Annotated in this window: 11 protein-coding genes; 6 read left to right on the forward strand and 5 right to left on the reverse strand. The window is 41.0% G+C overall.

Annotated elements, in window-relative coordinates; translation table 11 throughout:
* Nucleotides 1-13 precede the first annotated feature (13 nt).
* The 3 genes from BMZ54_RS10935 to BMZ54_RS10945 all read right to left on the reverse strand — a co-directional run bounded on the left by BMZ54_RS10935 (nucleotide 14) and on the right by BMZ54_RS10945 (nucleotide 2,780).
* Nucleotides 14-538, reverse strand: coding sequence for an RNA polymerase sigma factor (locus tag BMZ54_RS10935; protein ID WP_089910551.1), 525 nt, complete (start codon nucleotides 536-538; stop codon nucleotides 14-16).
* A 270-nt stretch (nucleotides 539-808) separates the two neighbouring features.
* The gene (locus BMZ54_RS10940; protein ID WP_089910554.1) at nucleotides 809-2,200 is read right to left on the reverse strand and encodes a DUF4238 domain-containing protein; all 1,392 of its coding nucleotides are present in this window, start codon (nucleotides 2,198-2,200) and stop codon (nucleotides 809-811) included.
* A gap of 31 nt (nucleotides 2,201-2,231) precedes the next feature.
* Complete coding sequence (locus BMZ54_RS10945) at nucleotides 2,232-2,780, reverse strand: RNA polymerase sigma factor (RefSeq protein ID WP_089910558.1); 549 nt, start codon at nucleotides 2,778-2,780, stop codon at nucleotides 2,232-2,234.
* A 798-nt stretch (nucleotides 2,781-3,578) separates the two neighbouring features.
* On the opposite strand from BMZ54_RS10945, the gene BMZ54_RS10955 reads away from it, so the two are divergent.
* The 3 genes from BMZ54_RS10955 (at nucleotide 3,579) to BMZ54_RS33160 (ending at nucleotide 6,212) form a co-directional block, all read left to right on the forward strand.
* Entirely contained in the window at nucleotides 3,579-4,337 is a 759-nt protein-coding gene (locus BMZ54_RS10955) for a hypothetical protein (protein WP_089910565.1), read from the forward strand.
* A gap of 104 nt (nucleotides 4,338-4,441) precedes the next feature.
* A complete protein-coding gene (locus tag BMZ54_RS33155) occupies nucleotides 4,442-5,509 on the forward strand; it encodes an ATP-dependent nuclease (protein WP_202909205.1) in 1,068 nt (355 codons plus the stop codon).
* Complete coding sequence (locus tag BMZ54_RS33160; RefSeq protein ID WP_202909206.1) at nucleotides 5,484-6,212, forward strand: hypothetical protein; 729 nt, start codon at nucleotides 5,484-5,486, stop codon at nucleotides 6,210-6,212. Before BMZ54_RS33155 ends, BMZ54_RS33160 begins: the two co-directional genes overlap by 26 nt.
* A gap of 295 nt (nucleotides 6,213-6,507) precedes the next feature.
* Here BMZ54_RS33160 and BMZ54_RS10970 read toward each other — a convergent pair whose 3' ends face one another.
* Nucleotides 6,508-10,866, reverse strand: coding sequence for a hypothetical protein (locus BMZ54_RS10970; RefSeq protein WP_143080969.1), 4,359 nt, complete (start codon nucleotides 10,864-10,866; stop codon nucleotides 6,508-6,510).
* A 1,352-nt stretch (nucleotides 10,867-12,218) separates the two neighbouring features.
* Between BMZ54_RS10970 and BMZ54_RS10980 the strand changes: the two genes are divergently transcribed.
* From BMZ54_RS10980 to BMZ54_RS10990, 3 genes are all read left to right on the forward strand, one after another.
* On the forward strand, nucleotides 12,219-14,279 hold the full coding sequence (locus BMZ54_RS10980; protein ID WP_089910577.1) for a glycoside hydrolase family 172 protein: 2,061 nt from the start codon (nucleotides 12,219-12,221) through the stop codon (nucleotides 14,277-14,279).
* 431 nt (nucleotides 14,280-14,710) lie between these two features.
* A complete protein-coding gene (locus BMZ54_RS10985; RefSeq protein ID WP_089910585.1) occupies nucleotides 14,711-15,250 on the forward strand; it encodes a hypothetical protein in 540 nt (179 codons plus the stop codon).
* Complete coding sequence (locus tag BMZ54_RS10990) at nucleotides 15,247-16,539, forward strand: FecR family protein (RefSeq protein ID WP_089910588.1); 1,293 nt, start codon at nucleotides 15,247-15,249, stop codon at nucleotides 16,537-16,539. The genes BMZ54_RS10985 and BMZ54_RS10990 overlap by 4 nt, the downstream gene beginning before the upstream one ends.
* A 30-nt stretch (nucleotides 16,540-16,569) precedes the next feature.
* On the opposite strand, the gene BMZ54_RS10995 is transcribed toward BMZ54_RS10990, so the two are convergent.
* Complete coding sequence (locus BMZ54_RS10995) at nucleotides 16,570-19,827, reverse strand: SusC/RagA family TonB-linked outer membrane protein (protein WP_089910591.1); 3,258 nt, start codon at nucleotides 19,825-19,827, stop codon at nucleotides 16,570-16,572.
* Nucleotides 19,828-20,008: the final 181 nt, after the last annotated feature.

A 20,008-nucleotide genomic window follows, 5' to 3' on the forward strand; every position in this document is an offset into this window, starting at 1 on the left:
TAATAGGTAGTTGCTAACCCTTCCGGTTCAGCCATCTTTTTAACCGGAATACTTTCATTTTTATGGCCCCTTCGCTTTTGTTAAGCATCTGTGCTATTTCCGTATAGTGGTACCCTTCAGAGACCATACGGATTATTATTTTCAGGTCATTTGTACCGTCTTTTTCAGGGAGCCGGCTGAGGGTGTCTTTTTTGACAATTGTTTTATAAGGGTCCGGATCTTTACTTTCTTTTTCCAATGTATTTTCTGATGACTGTTTAAAGGGCTTATTCTTTGATTGCCTTATGTATTCCGACCAGACATTATTGGCCTTGATCCGGATGAGTACTTTTAAAGGATAATTTGCGCCGTTTGGTGTACGGCTATATTCCAATGCCTTACATGCCGTTTGCTGCACCAGATCATCTTTCATTAATGCCCAGTCTGCGGTTCCCGAGGTGCGGGCATTTTTGAGCCTGCGATGGAAGAACCTGTCCAATTGGGGATGCATTTTTTCAAAAACTTCGGCAAAAGCATCATCCCTTTCGTAATTAAGCATAACAGTTGGTTTTTGAATTTAAAGCAGGCTTTCTGTGATACGAAGGAGCAGTAGTAAAATTACAAGCCATATCACCAGCCAGGGCGGAATGTTATAGATTAATAACATTATGTGATTTTTCCTGTACGGTATTTTCATTTTGAGATTCATAAAAAGTGTTTAATAATAGAAAGTATGAATGGCTCTTAGAAAGTAACACCGTATATAAATAATTACTGAAATAATGATAGTGGTGTACCGGCTATGACCCGGTTTCAGGGCCTGGTGACGTTAGATGCCACCCGGTACCTGGCCCGCAACCGGCTTTCTGCAAAGATCAATGGCTTTTTTATCGCCGGTGATCACCAGCTGGTAAGGTGTACTATAGGTTAGCCTGTTTACTACATCTAACTCCTTTTCAGTGGATAGTTCAAAAGTAATAGGCATATGTTTTACTTCATCCAGGGGGGTATCATACGTATCGTAAGGCTGTAAGCGGAGGCAGTACTCTTTTGATAACGGATAGTATACCACCGTGTCCCGCCTTATATTGCCGGTGGCCAGCACCGGGTCCGGTACCGATTTTTGCCGGTTGCTGCCAGGCTCCCGGAGGTTGATGCTGAACCCCGGGTTATCGGAGGTTAACCAGGAGTGGCCGGGCGGGCTTTTGAGGATAACCCATTTTTTAAGGGATAACTTGGTTTCATAAACTTTCCTGATAATAGCCATCAGCTGCTGGTTTAATTGTAATGCATCGCATTCGCTATCAGACTTGTCGTCGGGGTCAAATCCCCAGTCACGGAGGGATTCAGGGCCATGGAGGAAGATCTTAACAAGGTCTGTATTTCTAAACTTGGAGTAATACAGCCACTCTGCCAGTTTCGCTTTGATTTGCCTGTCGGAAATCGGCTCTTCATTTCTCATAACATTAAGGAGCTGTTGGTAGCCTTGTTCAATAACCCTGGAAAAGAAGTTGTATGCATGGCTGTTTAAACTGTTTTTTCGCTCACGTGCATACAGCTTTTTGGCAAACGAGCGGCTTTTGCCGGTTCCGTTCGGTAGTTTGATTGTGGCGGTATAGTACAGCTTACTATTTTGCCCGGAGAATTGTTCCAGATACACCTTTGAAAAGTGCTGCCGGCGGTCCCTGATAACATCTTTCAGGGTCACCTCCCGGTGATCGTATGGCATAAATGAACCACTGCCGGCAACAGGGGCTACGGCTATATCAACGCAAAAAGTATTCAGATCCTGATACAGGCTATTGATAAGCTGCTGCAGGGAATTAGTGTCACAGATCACCCGGTTTTTTTTCGGTTGTGATTGCCTGACCAGTTGAGTAAAGGGGCCTGTTTTACCTGCACCGGCGCAAGCATTGATGACAAGCTTTTTCTCATGACCAGGTGTCATAAGTACTTTGAGGAAGCTGCTGATCTTCTTTTTCTGATCCTCATAATGGTTTATAAGATCCTCCAAAGTTTGTAGCTCATGCATTGTTATTATTTCTGCCAGGTAGTGAATGGTGGACGCCAATTGCGGATGCCTGAGAGCAGGTAGCCCTTCCGGGTCATTGAAAAGATGGGCGTATGCCAGGTTTACTCCGGCATCATCTATAGCGGATACTGCGAGGAATCTGCTAAGCAGTTCCCGGAACATTGCTATTTGTGGGCATTGCGGTTGCATAAGTATTGCTTTTACGTTAAAATATAGATGTTCACTTTTTCGGCTGTTTGTGGAGCCATCTTTTAAAACGTGATACTTTCATTTTTATGGCCGCTTCACTTGTATTGAGCGCCGCAGCGATTTCTTTATATAATAGTCCGTTATACATCATTTCAAGTATTATTCTCATGTCGTTACTATATTTATCAGCTTCTTTATAAATATTTATCAGTTTTTCCTTGTTGTCCAGGGACTGGAAAGGATCCCGGTCCTGGCTGCGTTCTTCCGTAGGAGCGTCCGGTGTGCATTCGTCGATCTGCTTCCAATTTGCATTGAGGTGATCAATTAGTACGTTTTTAGCCTTTAGCCAGATGAGCCGTTCTATTGTATAAGTACTACAACTTTCTCTGCGGCTGTTCATAAAGGCCTTCAGGGCGGTTTTTCGCAACAATTCCTGCTTTTGTGCTATCAATTCCAGTTTGGGGATGATACCTTGTCGGGCCGCTTCCTTCAGCTCTCTGTGAAAGTAATGGTCCAATTTCGCACTCTGGTTCTCAAAAGCTGCTAAAAATTCCCGATCCCTGTTTTCGAAGTGCATCATGCTTGTAATGGGTTTTGAATTAAGAAATGCTATTTCAGCAACAGATAGAGTGCTGCGAAGAAAATAACCAGCCACACTACAAGCCAGGCGGGGATATTATATATGCATAGCCGGATGTAGTTTTTCCCGTACGGAATTTTGAGTTTCGCATTCATTGATAACCATTTAAATACTATAACTTCAAAAGGATACGGGAGGTAACGCGTGGTCAAAAATTATTTAATAGGGCAGGTGTACGGTTAATAAGAAAACAGAAAAGGATATTATATAGAACGGTTTAAAAATTGAAACGTACTATTCGCGGGTTGGATTTTTTGGATGGAATTTAGGCTGATTGAAGAGGAGGGTGGCTGCGGCGGTCTTATTCGTTAATCAGGTGTTAATGAAAGGTGTAGAAATAATATGATCATTGGAATAGTACCTTTTCTGTTTTTAAACGTTTGTAGTAATAAGGAGAGTACTAACGTCGAAGGTGGCATGCCGGCGACAGCTAGATCTATGTAAGTAAAAAAATATCGTGGAACATCTTTTTAAGTTTTTGGGGACTAACAGGGGAATGTTGACCCTTCTGGTCATATTGATTATAGTTGCATCTGTCTTAGTATGGGCACTAAAGAATGGCCAGCCACTGACCATTGGGCCTGTAGGAATTGGTAATAAACCGCCAATGCCCGTAAAAGATACCCACCAGGTAATTAATGGAGATCAGTTTGGAACAGTAAATGGCGACGTGATTAAAGATCACGGGGTGAAGAATGTTTATTCATCAAGGAAGGACTCCATTATACCGAAACAGCCATGAGAAACACACATCTGATTATTATATTCATTACAGGCTTTTTTTCTATTCAGGGATCCACTTTATTGGCACAGCTGAAAAAGGATAGGGGCAGCAGTACTACGGTAGGAACTGTTAATGGAAATGTTATTAAAAGTAAAGGAACTACTGTTAATGGAGATGTTGTAACGCGTGGTGGAACCAAGAATGTTTATACAATTAATAATAATACAAAAGGGGAAAGTATAGAAGCGCTATCTGTAGGCAAGTACCTAAATCTTAATAAAGAGATACTTGTTATTGCAGGTTCAAATAAAGCATATTTGTGCGCGGAAAAGTTAGAGAAAAGCGGATTGCCCTTTAAGCCAATTGAATTATCACCGGAGGGTGAAACAATAATGTCATTAAAGCTGGTCAAGGGGAAATTAAAACTAACTGCGGACATAGATGACTTTGAGGGAAAGTATATTGCAAAGGTGAGAGATAATAAATTGATTCTTGCAAAGAACTATCACCGTCACACATCGGACCGGTATTTTGAAATATATGATGATTACTATATTCCTGTTCTGCAAATCGAGCTCCTAAAAGATAGTAATGCTATTGTGGTTAATGGGGTTTTCCATAACGATGATGGCTGCTATATTTTTTCAGATAGCGGTATGAAAGGTTATACGATTGGAAAAGACAAAACGTTCATGCAGCCTCAGGAGAAAGAACGGTTTTTAAAAATGATTCGGGAGAAGGCTGCAGAATTTATTAAGCCAATTCATGAATAAGATATTCGTATTTCCTAAAAGTGAATAACCCGGCGATTAATAATGCCCGTATTGTTCAAAAAAAACTCACGGAATTTTTGCCTGCTGTTGATCTATAATAGTATATGCAACATATAGTTTCTATAAATTACAAGAATTATAAAAGTTTCAGTCAATTCATCGTTTCCCTTAGTAGCTTCAACATTTTAGTGGGGCCAAATAATGCCGGAAAGTCTACAATAATCGGATCCCTTAAAATTTTAGCGGAAGGAATCAGAAAGGCCCGGTCAAGAAAGCCCGTTTTAATAAATTCGCCTTCAGGAATAGAGGTATATGGTTACGAGATAGATCTGAATCAGGTACCTATTGCAATAGAAAATGTTTTTCACAATTATGATGACGATTCACCTGCAATAATAGACTTCAAACTCTCTGACGGAGCACACCTGATTGTTTTTTTTCCAGGAAGGGGAGCGTGTTTTATGTATTATGAGTCTGAGAAAGTAATTATAAGATTGCCCAGTGAGTTTAAAAAATGGGTAACTCTTGAAATAGGCTTTGTTCCTATACTGGGACCTGTAGAGCATCATGAAAAACTGTATCAGCAGGAAGCGGCACGGCTAGCCTTACTCAGCTATACCGCTTCCAGGAATTTCCGAAACATATGGTATCACTATGGTGAGGACTTTGAAGAATTTAAAGAGTTGATTAAAGCTACCTGGCCTGGTATGGATATTGACCCTCCTGAGGTGAATAGTTCGTCGAGAGAGGTAACGCTAGATATGTTTTGCCCGGAAGAACGAATACCAAGAGAGCTTTTCTGGGCCGGCTTTGGTTTTCAGGTTTGGTGCCAAATGCTTACCTACATTGTTAAAAATAGAAAGGCCTCGATATTTCTCATTGATGAACCTGATATTTATTTGCATTCGGACCTGCAACGGCAATTACTGGGAATATTAAAAGGGCTAGGCCCTGATATTATAATTGCAACGCATTCCACAGAAATGATCGGGGAGGCAGAGCTGAATGATATACTATTAGTTAATAAAGCCAATAAGTCTGCTAAGAGAATAAAAGACCCTGCACAGTTAAGAGATATATTTCAGGTGCTTGGCTCTAATCTTAACCCTGTTTTGACCCAGATAGCCAAATCCAGAAGAGTACTTTTTGTTGAGGGAAAGGATTTTTTCTAAAGTTGCCCGTATTCTAAATAAGGAGCGGGTTGCAAACAGAAGCGATTTTGCGGTAGTGCCGATTGAAGGATTTAATCCTACCCGTTTAAGAGCTTTCAAAGACGGTATAGAAAAAACAATTGGTGCAACCATTCTCTCCGCCGTAATTTTTGACCGTGATTACAGGTCTGAGACCGAAGTAAAAGCAGAGCAAAAAGAACTTATGACTGGGAATTATTTTGCCCATATACATTCCTGTAAAGAGATTGAGAATTTTTTGCTGGTACCCGCTGCAATAAGGAAAGCAATTAAAGAAAGGATAAATGAAACAAATGTCAGAACTGGAAAATCTAACCAATTTGAGATTGATATTATTCCATTCTTAGATAGTATTGCGGACGAGTTTAAACATAAAACTCAGGCTCAGCTTCAGTCGCACAGGCTGAAATTTGAAAAGAGTATTAATCCACGGAATGATGAATCGACCATCATTGAAAAAATACTCCGGGAGTTTGAAACTCAATGGGCTAATCTGGAAGAAAGATTGAAGATTGTACCGGGCAAAGATTTTCTGGCAAGTTTGAATACAAAGTTACAAGCGGATTATAAAGTGACAATAACTGCCACCAATATAATTAACAGTTTTCAGAAAAATGAGGTGCCTGTTGAACTGAAAGTTTTAATTGAGAAAATTGAAGATTTTAGGAAGCTGTCGGTACCGTGAATTTAATAATATGTTCATCATTTAAAATAGCAATATGCCTGATCATCGCGTGAATATCCAATTGCCCGAAACTGAACTAGGCAGGGCTGATACTGTTTTTAAAGTTAAGAAAGACGGGAAACTACTGGGAACAATTCATATATCGCATGGAGCATTTGAGTATCGGCCGAGTGGCTGGGCGGAGAAGAATAGAATTAAAATAAACTGGACGGAATTTCACAACATAATATTAAATACAAGAAGTAAATAAAGTTTATAAACTTCCGCTATCTGATATTATGGGAAGTTCCAATGCCTATGGAATGTTTAGCCTTAGATTTGGATTTCCGTACACATGCATCGCAAGGCGCCCCTGTGGGGCATAGAACACCTGTGCGGTATTTTCATCATATGTGGAAAGGCTACTGTTGGCAAAGTAGGCACATTGACTGGCCGTATAACCTTCATTAAAGTGCCTGATGAAGGTTGTCAGCCATCTGGGCGACATGGTTACATCATACGGCCAATAAGGGGCAATAACGGTTTGATATCCAGCCTTCAGCAGATCGCCACTAAAAGAAGTGATCTGACGGGCATATAAGTCGGACTCAGATGAACCGGCATTACATATAAAAAGAATGGCTATTGCGCTGCTGCCAAAGATTTCTCCCGGTTTGTCTATGCCGCTGTTTTCAGTATCTGCTGTACGCACCACCTTAAATCCGCTTAAATCCCTGACACCGTGGGCAAGAAAGACATTTAAATCGCCGCTTAGCGGGCTTGCCGGATAACGCTCCGTATAAATAACTGCATTCACCTCTTTTAATACAGGTTCAAGGAGATTATGCCCCCAGGAGATTGTTGGATTCATGTCATCTGATGGAATCCAGGCGGATATTTTATAATTAACCGGGAGGTAAACGGTAGCATGATGGTGCAGGAAGTATTCAATGGAGATGACGTTACAGACTGCATGGCGTTCTGCAAGAAGAAGATCATCACTCATCAGCAAATTATGTGGAGTGAAGGATAGTTCTGTACTGAAGCAAATAAATATCTCGTCACACGCAGGTAAACGAAGTGCAGTGAAAGCAAAAAGATCCTTAACCTCCCGGTAATCCTTTTCCTGCAGAAACAGATCATAATCCCGTTGATTTTTTGCATTAAAGTGGAAGTTCTTAATATCGGATATCCAGGGATCTATTTTGTACAGATCCCAATCCGGCAGCTGATGTACTATGATCTGCCTGTTAGCGTCTATTATAAGACAGGTGACCTTATGGTCGGTTTTAAAGATCCAAAGCAATAACTGTTCTTTTTCCAGGTGAATGTTGGATAATACATATTGCTGGTAATTATTTAACCGGTGCGCTAAAACTGCATCAGCGCCTCTGAAGAATTCTTTCATAGCCGCCGGCCTGTAAGTAAAACCTGCGTCGCATAATATCAGGCCGGCTAATAAAAGGGCCTCGGTATCCATGGTCTGCAAGGCATACCGGACAACACTATAGGCAAGTGCCAGCATTTGATTAGCATTAATGACATGGACATTTGCACTTCTGGTTTCAAAGGAATTTAAAAGATGTTTTATTAACAGCGGCTTTAACTTTTCGCTTGATCCCAATATTTCCTGCCTGCAGGCCTCAAGTTTATTTGGGTCGATATCTTCTTCTAATTGTTTAATGTAAGCATCCACATTTTTATCTGTGCAGTAAAAGTTTAGTGAAACTGCGAGTTGAAGCTGGTATAAAACAGATAACCATCTTAAACGCCGGCTGGTGTGAAAAGAGCTGATTTGTATGATGTGTTCATCCAGGTATTGGAATATTTCATCTAACTTTTCGGGTTTTCTATGAACTTCCATTAACAAAAGACGAAAGTAAATAGTATAAACCTGGTCTTTGTTATATTCATCTAACGCAATGGTGTTTAAAAATTCAAATACCTGAATAGCCATATCATAGTGATCGAAATTGACTGAATATTCTAATAATGTGTAAAAACCGCTAAATGCTAAGTGATAAGGCACGGAGTCCAAGTACAGTAATGAAGTGAAGAATAAGCTGCCATACATGGCAGCTTCATATGTATTCATTTGATTATTGTAACAGTTAAAAAGAATAATCCAGGCTTTTGTGTGCTGCGTGTTTTCCAAGGCTATTTTAAGGATGTCGTCGCAATAGCTGCGTGCCCTTTCGTATTGTGATGTTTTATTTAATAAATACAGGAGCCTGTCACAACAATCATAAAATATGTCCATTGTATCATGGCGGTCTCTTAGTCCATAAAGGATAACTAATATCATATGTATTGTCTGGAAATCCCGGCCCTCAGGTTCTCGATGGTAGGTCAATATCATTATATCACGCACAAATGATATCAATTCCTCTTCTTCTTCAAGGGTAAAGATGCGGGGGATACGGATCTCCGGCAGATCAACAGATCCCAGCAGATAATTTTGCAGCTTTTTTAATAAAGGTCCGGCGTCTGTTGTGGAAGGTTTAATATTGACTTTAGCGGATATGACCTCGCGGCTGACATGGATTTTATCTATTAAACTGAACAAGTACGTGTTTAGGTGGTAAATACCTGTTATTCGTGATGAAATAATGGCATTTAACAACTCGTGACGCTGGTTAACAATTTCGTAAGGAGCATGTGTGATCCTATAAAAAAAGTCGGCGAGTTTAATCTGGATATTGGTGCTCAGCAATGAACTGTAGTAATCCGGATGATGGTAGTTGTAATATAACAGATTTCTTAACTCGCTTATCTGACTTTGTGCCTGTATTTCCTTTTCTTTGAAATCTACTATTTCCATTCTTATTTTTAGCGGTGCTGAAGCCGGCAATACAGACGCTTCGGTAAGTTTCAATACTGTTAATGTAAATGAAAACGATGGGAGGCTTTTAAAATGAAAGTACATGTTTTTGTTAAAGGTGCTATCTGTGTCGTAATAATGGAAGTCGGCTATTGTTTTTGAACTTATATTTCCTCTTTTACCGGAAATCACCTGATTGTTGAACTTGCCTACATGCACATAATTATACACTGCAGAGGGACCTGTTAACGGAATACCGTTGATGTTCTGCCCTTCAAAGATGTCGTGGTTCGATACTATTACCAGGTTTATCTCTTTCCCTTCGCATAAACTGCCGTAGTAATGCTTTAGCAGGGCACGTTTTTCCTGCAACTGTGCACCTGCTTCCTCTAGTTTTTTCCACACAACCTCATGTGCCAATGCATCTGCCGGATAGTCATATACAACAATCTGAGCGAATAAGATACCGGCCGATAATGAGAAAATGGCATTGGATTTAAACGCCTCATCTAACCCAGAATCATTTGAAAGTGGCACATACATGAAATTGTATTTCGGTTTTTTAGAGGATAGCTGCCGGATAAAATAATCGTGGAAAAGCAGATTTTTTGAAACATCCGTTAAGCCTTCCAATGCCATCCAGCGGTCGAAATAAAGGTGGATTTTGGGGCGGTAGAATGCAAATAGTGAAACTAGCAGATTGTTTCCTATTTTGAAGAAAGGCTGATTACAGAAGCAGGGCTTATCCGGATTACTGATCAGCGAGTGTATAAAGGCATTTATGCCATTCCGGTTAAAACCCGTGCATTCCTGTAATGCATGTAGTAATGCATTTTCGCTGATATACAGTGGTGTCTCACCCAGTGGTGTATCAATATCAACGGTTGCAGAGAGCGTATTGAATATTTCCGCAGTAAGGCTAAAAAGCATTCCCAGCTGCTGTAAGTTTAAATTACCAAAGCAGGACAGCGGGATATGCATCAGGTATTCGTAATAAAGCTTTTGCGTTGCTTCTACCTCGAAATGTATTAGACGGCTACCGGACAAAACAACCTGAAGGTTTATAAAACCATCCGGGGCAGAGATGCCCTGGATACGTTTAGAGTTGTTTGCTGATTCATCTGCATTTTGCATTAGAAATGTGCCATAGGCAAACCGTTGGTTACTACCTGTGATATTTGCTGCGTATCTTATGATCTCACGCGACGGGAATTCCGGCTGCAGTTTGATGTTGAAGCTATTCTCCTGTATTATGTAATAATTGCCATAAACCAGCTTATCATAAATAATATCTTTTAATCTGTAAATCAGGTCTGCGTTTAACAGAATGGTCCGCATTAAATCTGGAATATGTATTTCATCTACAAACTCTTCGTTGATCCCGGGCAAACCATTGATATCCCATTCGGAAATAAGCGGTATTATAATTTCCAGGAGCTCCACCTGCTCCTGCATAATATCATGTAAACCAAATTCGGTAACATTTTCAGCATCAAATAAAACCAGGTTGTTTGCAGGAAAGAATTTTTCGAAGTATTCTTCTATGACCGATGATTCAGGTACTTGTTTAAACTCTAAAAAATACATTTTATTGGCGAACAGAAAAAAGAGCGTTTGTAATTGTTCTTTTGGAAGTGCGATTTCATCAAAACACATTTCTATAATAGCGATAATCTGCAAATAAGCATCGTTGGCAGTCAACACAAACCAAAGTAACGCGGCAGCTCTCCGTTCAATAACAGGATAACTATTTGTAATGCCGGACAACCTGTCTTTCGCAAATTCTTTTGAGAACGGATTAAAGCCTGGTTCACTTTTTAGAAGGTTCCTGAGTTGAGTTAAAGAAAGTTCCATATGCTGTTATTGTAAAAGAGGGGGCTAAGGTCATTTAAAATTTGGGGAGTAACTGTTAACCAGGTATTAATAGTAGGATTGATAGCGTATGCCAGGGAGATAGAGTTGAATGTCGGGTAGCACATTTATATTATTGAAACCGTATTTATCTTGGATCAATAAAAGCTTCCAATACAGGCGGAGTCGTTACAATTTTTTATAGTACCCCACTATTAGAATAATATACAATCGATATATGTAATTTAATTCAGCTCTTTATATATTTTTGTACCCCGCAAATACTCCCATGGATGAAACCTAAACCCCGACAGATCCAGCTTACTAAAGCAAAGCGAACCTAAAAACAGCGGCATGTACAAACGTGTTTCCCATAAATAACCTGCCGTAAAACAAGTCCAGATGTAGGGCAAACTCACCAGGTGGTAAATAACTATCATCATTTTATTATCAGAACTATTGGCCATGACCATCGATAAATAAAAAAACACTACCCAGAATATGATTCCTAAATTCTGGGGAAAGACGAGTAAATTATATAATAAAAAATCAGGGTATATTTTCGGCTCGTTAATGTCTGTGATATAATACCTAAGTGCTACATAGGTTGCCAGGAAACTGATAATTATTAAGATATTGAATATGATTGTTTTTTGGGTAAACCCAAACTTGCATAGGGTTAATACAACCAAAAAAGATACAGTCAAAGCCGAGGATTCCCTGTTAAGTGTTGCCAGGATCAAAAGAAAACATACCAGGAATAGTGTAAGCCAATAGTACTTATTAGAGATTTTGAAGTATATAAAGATAATCAGTAACTGAAAGAAATAGCTGGAAATGTCATAAGGGCACACTACATATTGTGTAAGACAGATAAGAAGAGGCACCAGGAATAATACCAGGTGCTTTTCGCCATTATTCATTTTTAGACTACCTTCCAGATCCAGCAACAATACCAGTACTATGGATACCAATATTAAAAAGAAACTATTAACATAATAATAGGCGTAGTAAAACCTTTCCGATGCAATGGTATCCATTATAAGCAATCGCCTTTCAGCCTTATCATCCGGGTAAGAATCGCCCAGGGCCTTGTCCGTAAAAAGCAGGATTTTTTTACTTAAGATGCGGTATTTGTATACCCCATGGTCATACTGATTTTTGAATGAGGCGGGTGAAAAAGCATGAGTGGTGTAATTGGTGGTATAGCCAAAGTATACCGTGTAACTTGCTACAATAGCTAACAGGGTTGATATAAAGATGGAACAGATTGTATGGGATTTCATGCGGAGGGGTGTTTAATGGAAATGAGGGACTGTAGTATATAATTTAATCATAAAATTGAACTTTACCAAATGAAATGGAGTTTCCTGCTGCTAATAACTATCCTGATGACCCGGACCCCGGTTGATGCGCAGGGAAATGCATCCTTATCCCACAAGCTCACATCCATATCTTTATCAGATGAGTTGAAGACGTTGTATGATATTGCCGATTTGCCGGCATACCGGCAGCATACAGTGGAAGAGCAGGTATCTACTTATGACCTTACCGGCGGAAACGATGATGGTTTCAGAGGAACTTATTCCTATATATCCAGGCGGGCAGACAGCAGCTTAGTAATTGCCGATATAAGCGGCTGCGGGGTCATTAACCGCATATGGACGCCTACTCCTACTGAAGATACTTTAGATTTTTATATTGATGATACGGTGCATGCCGCATTGTCCATAAAATACAGCGACCTGTTTTCCGGTAAGATCTTCCCTTTTGTAAAACCATTAGTGGGGAGCCGGCTGGGAGGCTGGTTTTGTTACTTTCCGATACCTTTCCAGAAACGTTGCCTGATTGTTTGCCGGGGGAAGAAGTTGCAATTTCACCAGATACAATACCGGCTTTACCCCAAAGGTACAACGGTTAAAAAGTTCAGCAGCTCATTAAGCGGTGAGGATACTATTGCCCTGAAGCAGATTGCAACGCTATGGGGAGAGGACAGGAGAGTGCTAAAGGACTTCTATAGGGGGAATGTGCAGACGGTTGAGATTCCGGTTAATTCAGTTGGCGGGAGCGTGGATACCGTATTTAACATGCGGGAAGGAGGAAGAATATTGGGGATCGAGATGGACCCCGCGAATGCTTTTGCGGGAATGAGTAAGAATATGGATATCAAGATCACCTGGGATAATGAGGACAAACCCGGCGTGTATTGTCCTATCCCGGATTTCTTTGGATATGCGTTTGGAGAACCGGGCATGCATAGCTTGTTAATAGGTACCCAGGATAACCGGAACTATTGCTATTTTCCTATGCCATTTGACAAATCGGCCCGGATTGAGATCATAAACCGGGAAGCCTCATCTAATCATAAGCCTGAGCAGTTTAAGATTAGAATATTTTATACCACCCAAGAGAGAGATGCGCATGCTGAGGGCAGATTTTATTCCTTTTGGAGAACGAACAAACTTTCAACGCAAGACCCTCTTCATGTTTTGTTACAGGCAGCAGGAAGGGGGCATTATGTAGGTACCATTTTGCAGGCCCAGGGACTAAGGCCGGGAATGACCAGTTTTTTTGAAGGAGACGATTCTACAGCGACAGACGGTTATGCGCGGATGCATGGAACGGGTTCGGAAGATTATTTCAATGGAGGCTGGTATGCCTGCCCGGATCGCTGGGATAGCCGCCAAAGCTTACCCTTACACGGCGCTTTGGAATATTCACTGCCCCTTTGCCGTACAGGAGGATATCGGTTATTCCTATCAGATAAAATCCCATTTGAAAAGAATATTTTTCAAAGTATAGAGCATGGGTTATCTGCAAAAGGGTTCCCGGTAGATTATACCTCGCTGAGTTTTTACTATGGGGATAGGGTAAATGCTAGCCAGCAGCCGACCAATGAGCTGACCAGGATAGTGGGGCCGGATACCCTGATGCTTTACCCTCAGATGATGAAATATACCATTTGGGGGAGCGTAGATCTGCATGCTATCGGGATGTTTCCTATTGGGGGGCGAAGCTGTATTTATTCCGCAAATGATGAATCCCGGCTGAAGGTTTTCCTGGATGAAATTTCTCCCGGTAAATACACGCTGTTTGCCGACTTGGTTAAATACCCTAGTGGTTGCAGTTTTTCCGTATGGCAAGGCCAAACCCAGGTATCGCAATGGATTAATACGAACCAGACAGATACCGCACGTGTTAAATTGTTGCCTGTTTGCGATCTGGAGGTCAGGAACCTGCCTGCAGCGCTTAATTCGATGACGGTTACGTTTAGAACATTACCCGGAAAGAATGGGTTGTTTTTAAACCGGTTTGTATTTGTGAGAAGAGTGGATGATAGTTCCTCAGCACCGGATAAATTAAATCAGGGTAATGGAGGAGAAGAGGAGTATGAGAGTGCACCGGATGTTAAATAGAAATGTTAACTGGAGATTAACGAAAGTCTGTATAGCATACCTTATTTTGCCGGTTACTTGATTTAATAGCTAATGATTATATCTGAAGATAACATAAATGTAAAAGGTTATTATGTGCCTTAGAATGGACTTATAACCAATAAACAATAAACCCCCAAAATGGAGTACTTCCCCAATACCCCCCCGGACAATCCGCCTCAATGAAACACAGCTCAAACTAAAAGAGCAGGAACTGAAAGTTGAAGAGCTAATCTAAAAGTAGACGGCCTCAAACGGCCGGCATACAAAAAGGTAAACTTCCGGACCCGCCCTTTAGCTGTTGTAGTTGTCCTGGAGGGTTATAATTTAGTAAAAATTTGATCTTACACTGTCTATTTTAAAACTCGTTTTATGGATCAAAGTTTCATAAACCCCGATTTAAACATGGTATTATGGCTTTTTTCAATATTGAGCAATTAGGGGAAATAGTTCATCCTAATATTAGTGCTACTCAATGTGATACGCTGGCTGAATATTGCATAGTTGCCCTTGAAAATGAAACCCACAAATCAGGATGTATACTCAAAGTTTTGGGAGACCATCAAAATGAATATGAACTTATTTGGAGTAAAGAGGTTAAAAAAGGCGGATATCAGGAGCCCAAAAAAATTGTAGAAAAGGCAGCAGAGGCAATTTCATTCTTTCTGGTAAGGGAATGCACAGAGTATACTGTTGTAATGGAATCAAAAATTGGAACAGGAGTTGATTTTTGGCTTTCTTATGATGAGCTGCATGAACTGTATGATCCGTTGAACTTTTTGCAGGCAAGGATTGAGATTTCAGGAATTAAGACTGAGTCGAAATCTAATAAGGCAATGAAGAGACAAACCAGCAAGAAAAAGCAGATGAACCGAAGTGATAGCTCGAATCTCCCCGCCTATGTTTCAATAGTGGAAATTGCAACTCCTAAAGCAATCTTTTCAAAAAAATGAAAAACATTAAGGATCTTCATATTGAAGCAATGAAATTGGCTAAAATAGCAGATGAGTATTTACTTAGCCATCAGGAAGCGCTATTCGTTAAGTTCACCTCCGACGCTTTCATGTTAGAGAATGAGGCAGCACAAGCGTTGATCGACGAACTGGATAAGGAGCCAACAAGAGGTGTATTATGCAGAAGCGCAGCAACACTTGCTTATAACATTGGACTATTCCAGGAAGCAAAAGAAATAATTAAAGTAGGGTTATCTGGTAGGCCGTTCCCCGAAATTCGTTTGGAGTTAGAGGAATTGCAAACAAAAGTGGAAACAGCAATTAAAGAAAATTACTCAGCAGAGAAAGTGATAAATGATTTAAAGGCTATCCTGAGTAATAGCTCAACAATAACGCAGAAAAAGGATAATGAACAGAAACCGCAGCAAAGAGAAGTTAAATCAGAGCATGGAATCCCAGAAGCGGCTTCCCAATTTGATTTTAAATTTGAGTATAATGCTGTCGTTGAACGAAAAAAGTATGCGCGCCGTATTGGGATTGTGAGGGTCGCAGCAGCTGTGCTGATGCTGATCATTTCCGGTATTTTGGGGATTAATTACGTTTTGCCTACACTTGACAAAGAAAGTACAATGCTGGTTTCTTATGGTGGTAGCCGGAAAGATAGCGCTATTCGCACCCTGGTAGTGCCAAGAGGACAGGAAGATAACGTTAGCCTACCGGATGGATCTACAATACACATTAATTCGGATTCCCGCATGGAGGTACAGTTCACAAAAAGCAACCGGAAAGTGGACTTCAAAGGTGAGGCCTATTTTAATGTGTCGCCTGACCGCAGGCCATTCATCATTACTACATCTTACATCACTATTGAGGTGCTGGGCACAGCATTCAATGTTAATACCTATGACTCCGGAGTAATAAAGATCTCACTTGTTCAGGGAAAGATCCGCTTTAAGGCATTGAACAAAGACGTTATAGTAAAAGCGGGCGAAGAGCTGGCTTATGGACCTGGCGGGGCCTTTGAGCTGGGGCGCTGGACGGTGAATGCGGCAGCATGGCAACAGGGAATATACCCTTTCCGTAATGAGAATTTAAAGTCTATAGCCGCTATGCTGGAAAGACTGTTCGATACCCGCATTGTTATTGATGACGAGCGGTTATTGGATAAAAATTTTACGGGCATGATCGATAGATCAATTGGTTTCAAGTGCAATATAGATAACATGAGAGGACTCATTAAATTTGACTATTATCTTTCCGGTGATACCTTGCATATTACTTCCAGGTAATTCCTATGTTGTGTTTTTTACCCCTTGTTCTTAAAATGCTATTTGTAATCCGGCGGTAACCACTCTGGGTGGAGGATATGTTTCTGTGGGTGCTGTAGTTTCAGGATCCAGACCGGTATATTTGGTAATTGTAAACAGATTTTGCCCCTGTACAAATAATTTGCTGCTTTTTATCTTAATTTTTTGCATCCATTTTTTAGAAAGATGGCAGGCAATGGATAATGACTGCATCCTTATATAAGAAGCATCAGTTATTCGCCGGTCACTTGTAGTGGCAATGCTGAAAGCCTTTCCTGCAGGTGTGGATATTGAACTGGCAAATTGCTGCATATTGGCTGCATCTCCCGGATGTTGCCAGCGGTCTAAGATGGTACTGGGTTGGTTGCGTATAGCACCCGGAGGAATAAAGGAGCTGGCATATTCATGGTTGTAATTGTTTTGCCTGACAAAGCGGAAAAGAAATTCAATTTCCCAACCTTTCCACCGGATATTATTTTGTATCCCGCCATACAGGGTAGGTCCGATGCTCTTGCCATGCATGAGATCATCAGGAGTAATTCCATCTCCATTCTTATCTTCAAACTGGTAGATCCCGTTCTTAGGATCCACCCCGAGTATATGAGCCCCTTTAAACATATCAAGCGGCAGCCCTACTGAGTAGTAGTTGTTGTAGGACGTCATTTCAAGGTATGGGAATGCTTTCAGCACTGTTCTGGGAAAACTGATATTAAAATTAGTAATCCAGGTGAGCTTATCAGATCTTACGTTATTGGAGATGATCTCTACCTCCATGCCTTTATTTTCCACTACTGCAGGATAATTCACCGGGCTTTTTTCATAACCGTTGAAGGTATATGAATTTAATGTGAGGATCTGATTAGTGCTGCGGTTATGATATACACTAAAGTTCACTGACAGCTGATCGTTGAAAAAAGCAAGATCAAGTCCTGCTTCGGCTTTTCGTATTTTTTCCCAGATATAATTCTTAGGGGGGAAAGCGCTGACATTGCCTGCTGCAAGTGAAATAGGCAGGAAAGAGGTTTTGCTTTCATCGAGTGTCCATCTGTCATTGCCTGTTATTCCCAGGCTGCTGCGCAATTTACCAAAGCTCAGGATACGGTTTGGTATCAGCCAGCTTTCACGGCTGAAGATCCATCCGGCCGCAATGGTTCCGAAATTGCCGTATCTTCCCATGGAAGATAGCCTGGTGGAGCCGTCCCTATTAATGGTTATATTCAGCAGATATTTGTCATTATGCTTATAGCCGATGTGCGCGTACCAGGATATGTAACGATAGTTATGCCTGGTTTGGCTAAAGGTATCCAGTATTGCTGAGGCGTTTTTATCTTCCAGCTTTGTGTCGTCCGTATAGCCCATACCAAAATAATTGTTTGCTGTTTTCCCGTCTTTTTGAAAGGTGGTCCCGATCAACATATCAAATTGTTCTTTTCCAATCGTTTTTTTCCATAAGGCCTGGAGCTCTGCAATCAGGTTAGATAATTTGGTATCTGCAAAATAGCTATAACGGAACTGGCCATTTCTTAGATAGAATGAGTTTGAAGGATTGACCTGTGTTTCATTAATGTTGAAGAAGCCGTAACCCAGCGTGGATGTAACCGAGAGACCTTGTAGTATCCGATAACTAAAAGTACCATTAACACGTGTAATATGTGAATTGGCTTTGTCAGTCCGGAGCACATAACCGTAAGGGTTATCAAAATTTCCCCTTGCAAAGTTGAGGGCGCCGTTAACATAAATATCCGGCGTATTGGGGGGTAAAGCGGAAAGCCGGGTAAGGTCAATAGAGGGTAGCTTATTCCGGTCAGCTGTATAATTTCCGGAAAGAGCTGCATTGAATTTTTTATTGAGGGAGCCGAGGTTGTATTGAAACCGTAACGCCCGCTTTGTATAGTTAAATTCTTTAGAAGGATAAAGAGTGCTTTCACGCCGATACAGGCCGCTTAGCCGGTAACTGCTGGTTTTACCTGCGGCCGACATTTCCATGTTTGCATTTGTAACATATCCCGTTCCGCCTATCAGCGTCTTTTGCCAGTTGGTATAGCGTGTGGTATCCCACAGGGTAAGGTCATAATCGTCATAAGGATTGGCAGGCCGGCCCTCATTGCGCAATGCTTCCCGCCGCATTGTTAAATATTGCTGCGTATTCAGGTATTTAACCAAATGGCTCGCTTCTGCAATGCCTGAATAAACATTTAACGTCATCCCTTTCATATCTTCTTTAGGCGTTTTACCGGTAATAACTATTACTCCGTTAGCCCCACGGGTACCGTAGATGGCGGTAGCATCTGCATCTTTCAATACAGATATACTGGCAATATCATACACATTTACCAGATTTAACGGGCTGGCGGCAACATTGGCGCCTAATCCTGCGCCGCTTGCAAGAATGTTAGCCGCATCTACATTGGACTGTTCGGAGAAGAAAGGCATGCCATCATATATTATCAGCGGATCTGTTCTGCTTTCTATGCTGTTCCTTCCACGCAAACGCATGGTAAGACTGCTGCCCGGCAGCCCGCTGATGGCTGTAATATATAACCCGGGTACGCGGCCCTGTAATGCAAAAAGTGGGTTGGAAATTGGTTGTGCAGTAATATCTTCCTCCTTTACCCCGCCAATATTCCCGGTAAGCGTTCGTTTTGAATATCCTACTACGGTTATTGGGTCAAGATTTGCAACGTACGGATCTAACTGTATATTAATGGTATCCTCTTTTGCGACCACCTCTTTATTAGTATAGAGGAAAGAACGTGTTTCAAGACGGGTATCCGGTTTAATGTCTTTTAACCAGAACCGGCCATTTTCATCTGTCCTGGTGCCTTTAAATGAGGATCTAATCGCAACGAGGATATTTTTAATGGGTGCGCCATTATTATCCCGTACGGTTCCAGTTACTGGTCGCGTAATACTTTTCGGCATCCGGCCTAACAGAGGATCACCTGATCTTCTTGGCAGAATATAAACGATCTTATCCCTGTAATACCAGGTCAGATCCTTCTTCCATAGTAAATAGGCCAGTACATTATCCAGCGGTTCGTCTTTAAATGTTACAGTAATCCTGTCTGCGCTGCTTAGCTGCTGGTCCCTAAAGAAGGCTTGCAAACGGGTTTGTTCCCATACTGCATTAAAGAAGTCGCCTATGGTTAGATTTTCGCAGGTTATGGTTATCCTGGCATCTTTTCCCTGCGCATAGCCGTGTAAGCTTTCTGTAATTAATGTTGTAAAAAGGAAAAAGGAAAAAAAGAAAGCAAATTTACGGGGATACATATCCTTGGATCAAGTGAATCTGATGTGAAAATTGAACGCTTTATTCATTCTGTGTATGGCTATCTGTACGTAAGGGGATTGATCCGGGAAATTATGATAATCGTTTTATTATATGGTTAATTGTGTGTTAATATGAGGTGTGCACTGATCTTTAATGCGTTTTTAAAAATTGTACCTCGGG

The sequence above is a fragment of the Chitinophaga rupis genome, assembly GCF_900109685.1.
Classification (GTDB): Bacteria; Bacteroidota; Bacteroidia; order Chitinophagales; family Chitinophagaceae; genus Chitinophaga; species Chitinophaga rupis.

Bases quoted from the DNA above. Each gene is read 5' to 3' on its own strand.
- BMZ54_RS10970 (WP_143080969.1), bottom strand. From the start codon at position 10,866: ATGGAACTTTCTTTAACTCAACTCAGGAACCTTCTAAAAAGTGAACCA.
- BMZ54_RS10995 (WP_089910591.1), bottom strand. From the start codon at position 19,827: ATGTATCCCCGTAAATTTGCTTTCTTTTTTTCCTTTTTCCTTTTTACA.
- BMZ54_RS10935 (WP_089910551.1), bottom strand. From the start codon at position 538: ATGCTTAATTACGAAAGGGATGATGCTTTTGCCGAAGTTTTTGAAAAA.
- BMZ54_RS33155 (WP_202909205.1), top strand. From the start codon at position 4,442: ATGCAACATATAGTTTCTATAAATTACAAGAATTATAAAAGTTTCAGT.
- BMZ54_RS10945 (WP_089910558.1), bottom strand. From the start codon at position 2,780: ATGATGCACTTCGAAAACAGGGATCGGGAATTTTTAGCAGCTTTTGAG.
- BMZ54_RS10985 (WP_089910585.1), top strand. From the start codon at position 14,711: ATGGCTTTTTTCAATATTGAGCAATTAGGGGAAATAGTTCATCCTAAT.
- BMZ54_RS10940 (WP_089910554.1), bottom strand. From the start codon at position 2,200: ATGCAACCGCAATGCCCACAAATAGCAATGTTCCGGGAACTGCTTAGC.
- BMZ54_RS10990 (WP_089910588.1), top strand. From the start codon at position 15,247: ATGAAAAACATTAAGGATCTTCATATTGAAGCAATGAAATTGGCTAAA.
- BMZ54_RS10955 (WP_089910565.1), top strand. From the start codon at position 3,579: ATGAGAAACACACATCTGATTATTATATTCATTACAGGCTTTTTTTCT.
- BMZ54_RS10980 (WP_089910577.1), top strand. From the start codon at position 12,219: ATGAAATGGAGTTTCCTGCTGCTAATAACTATCCTGATGACCCGGACC.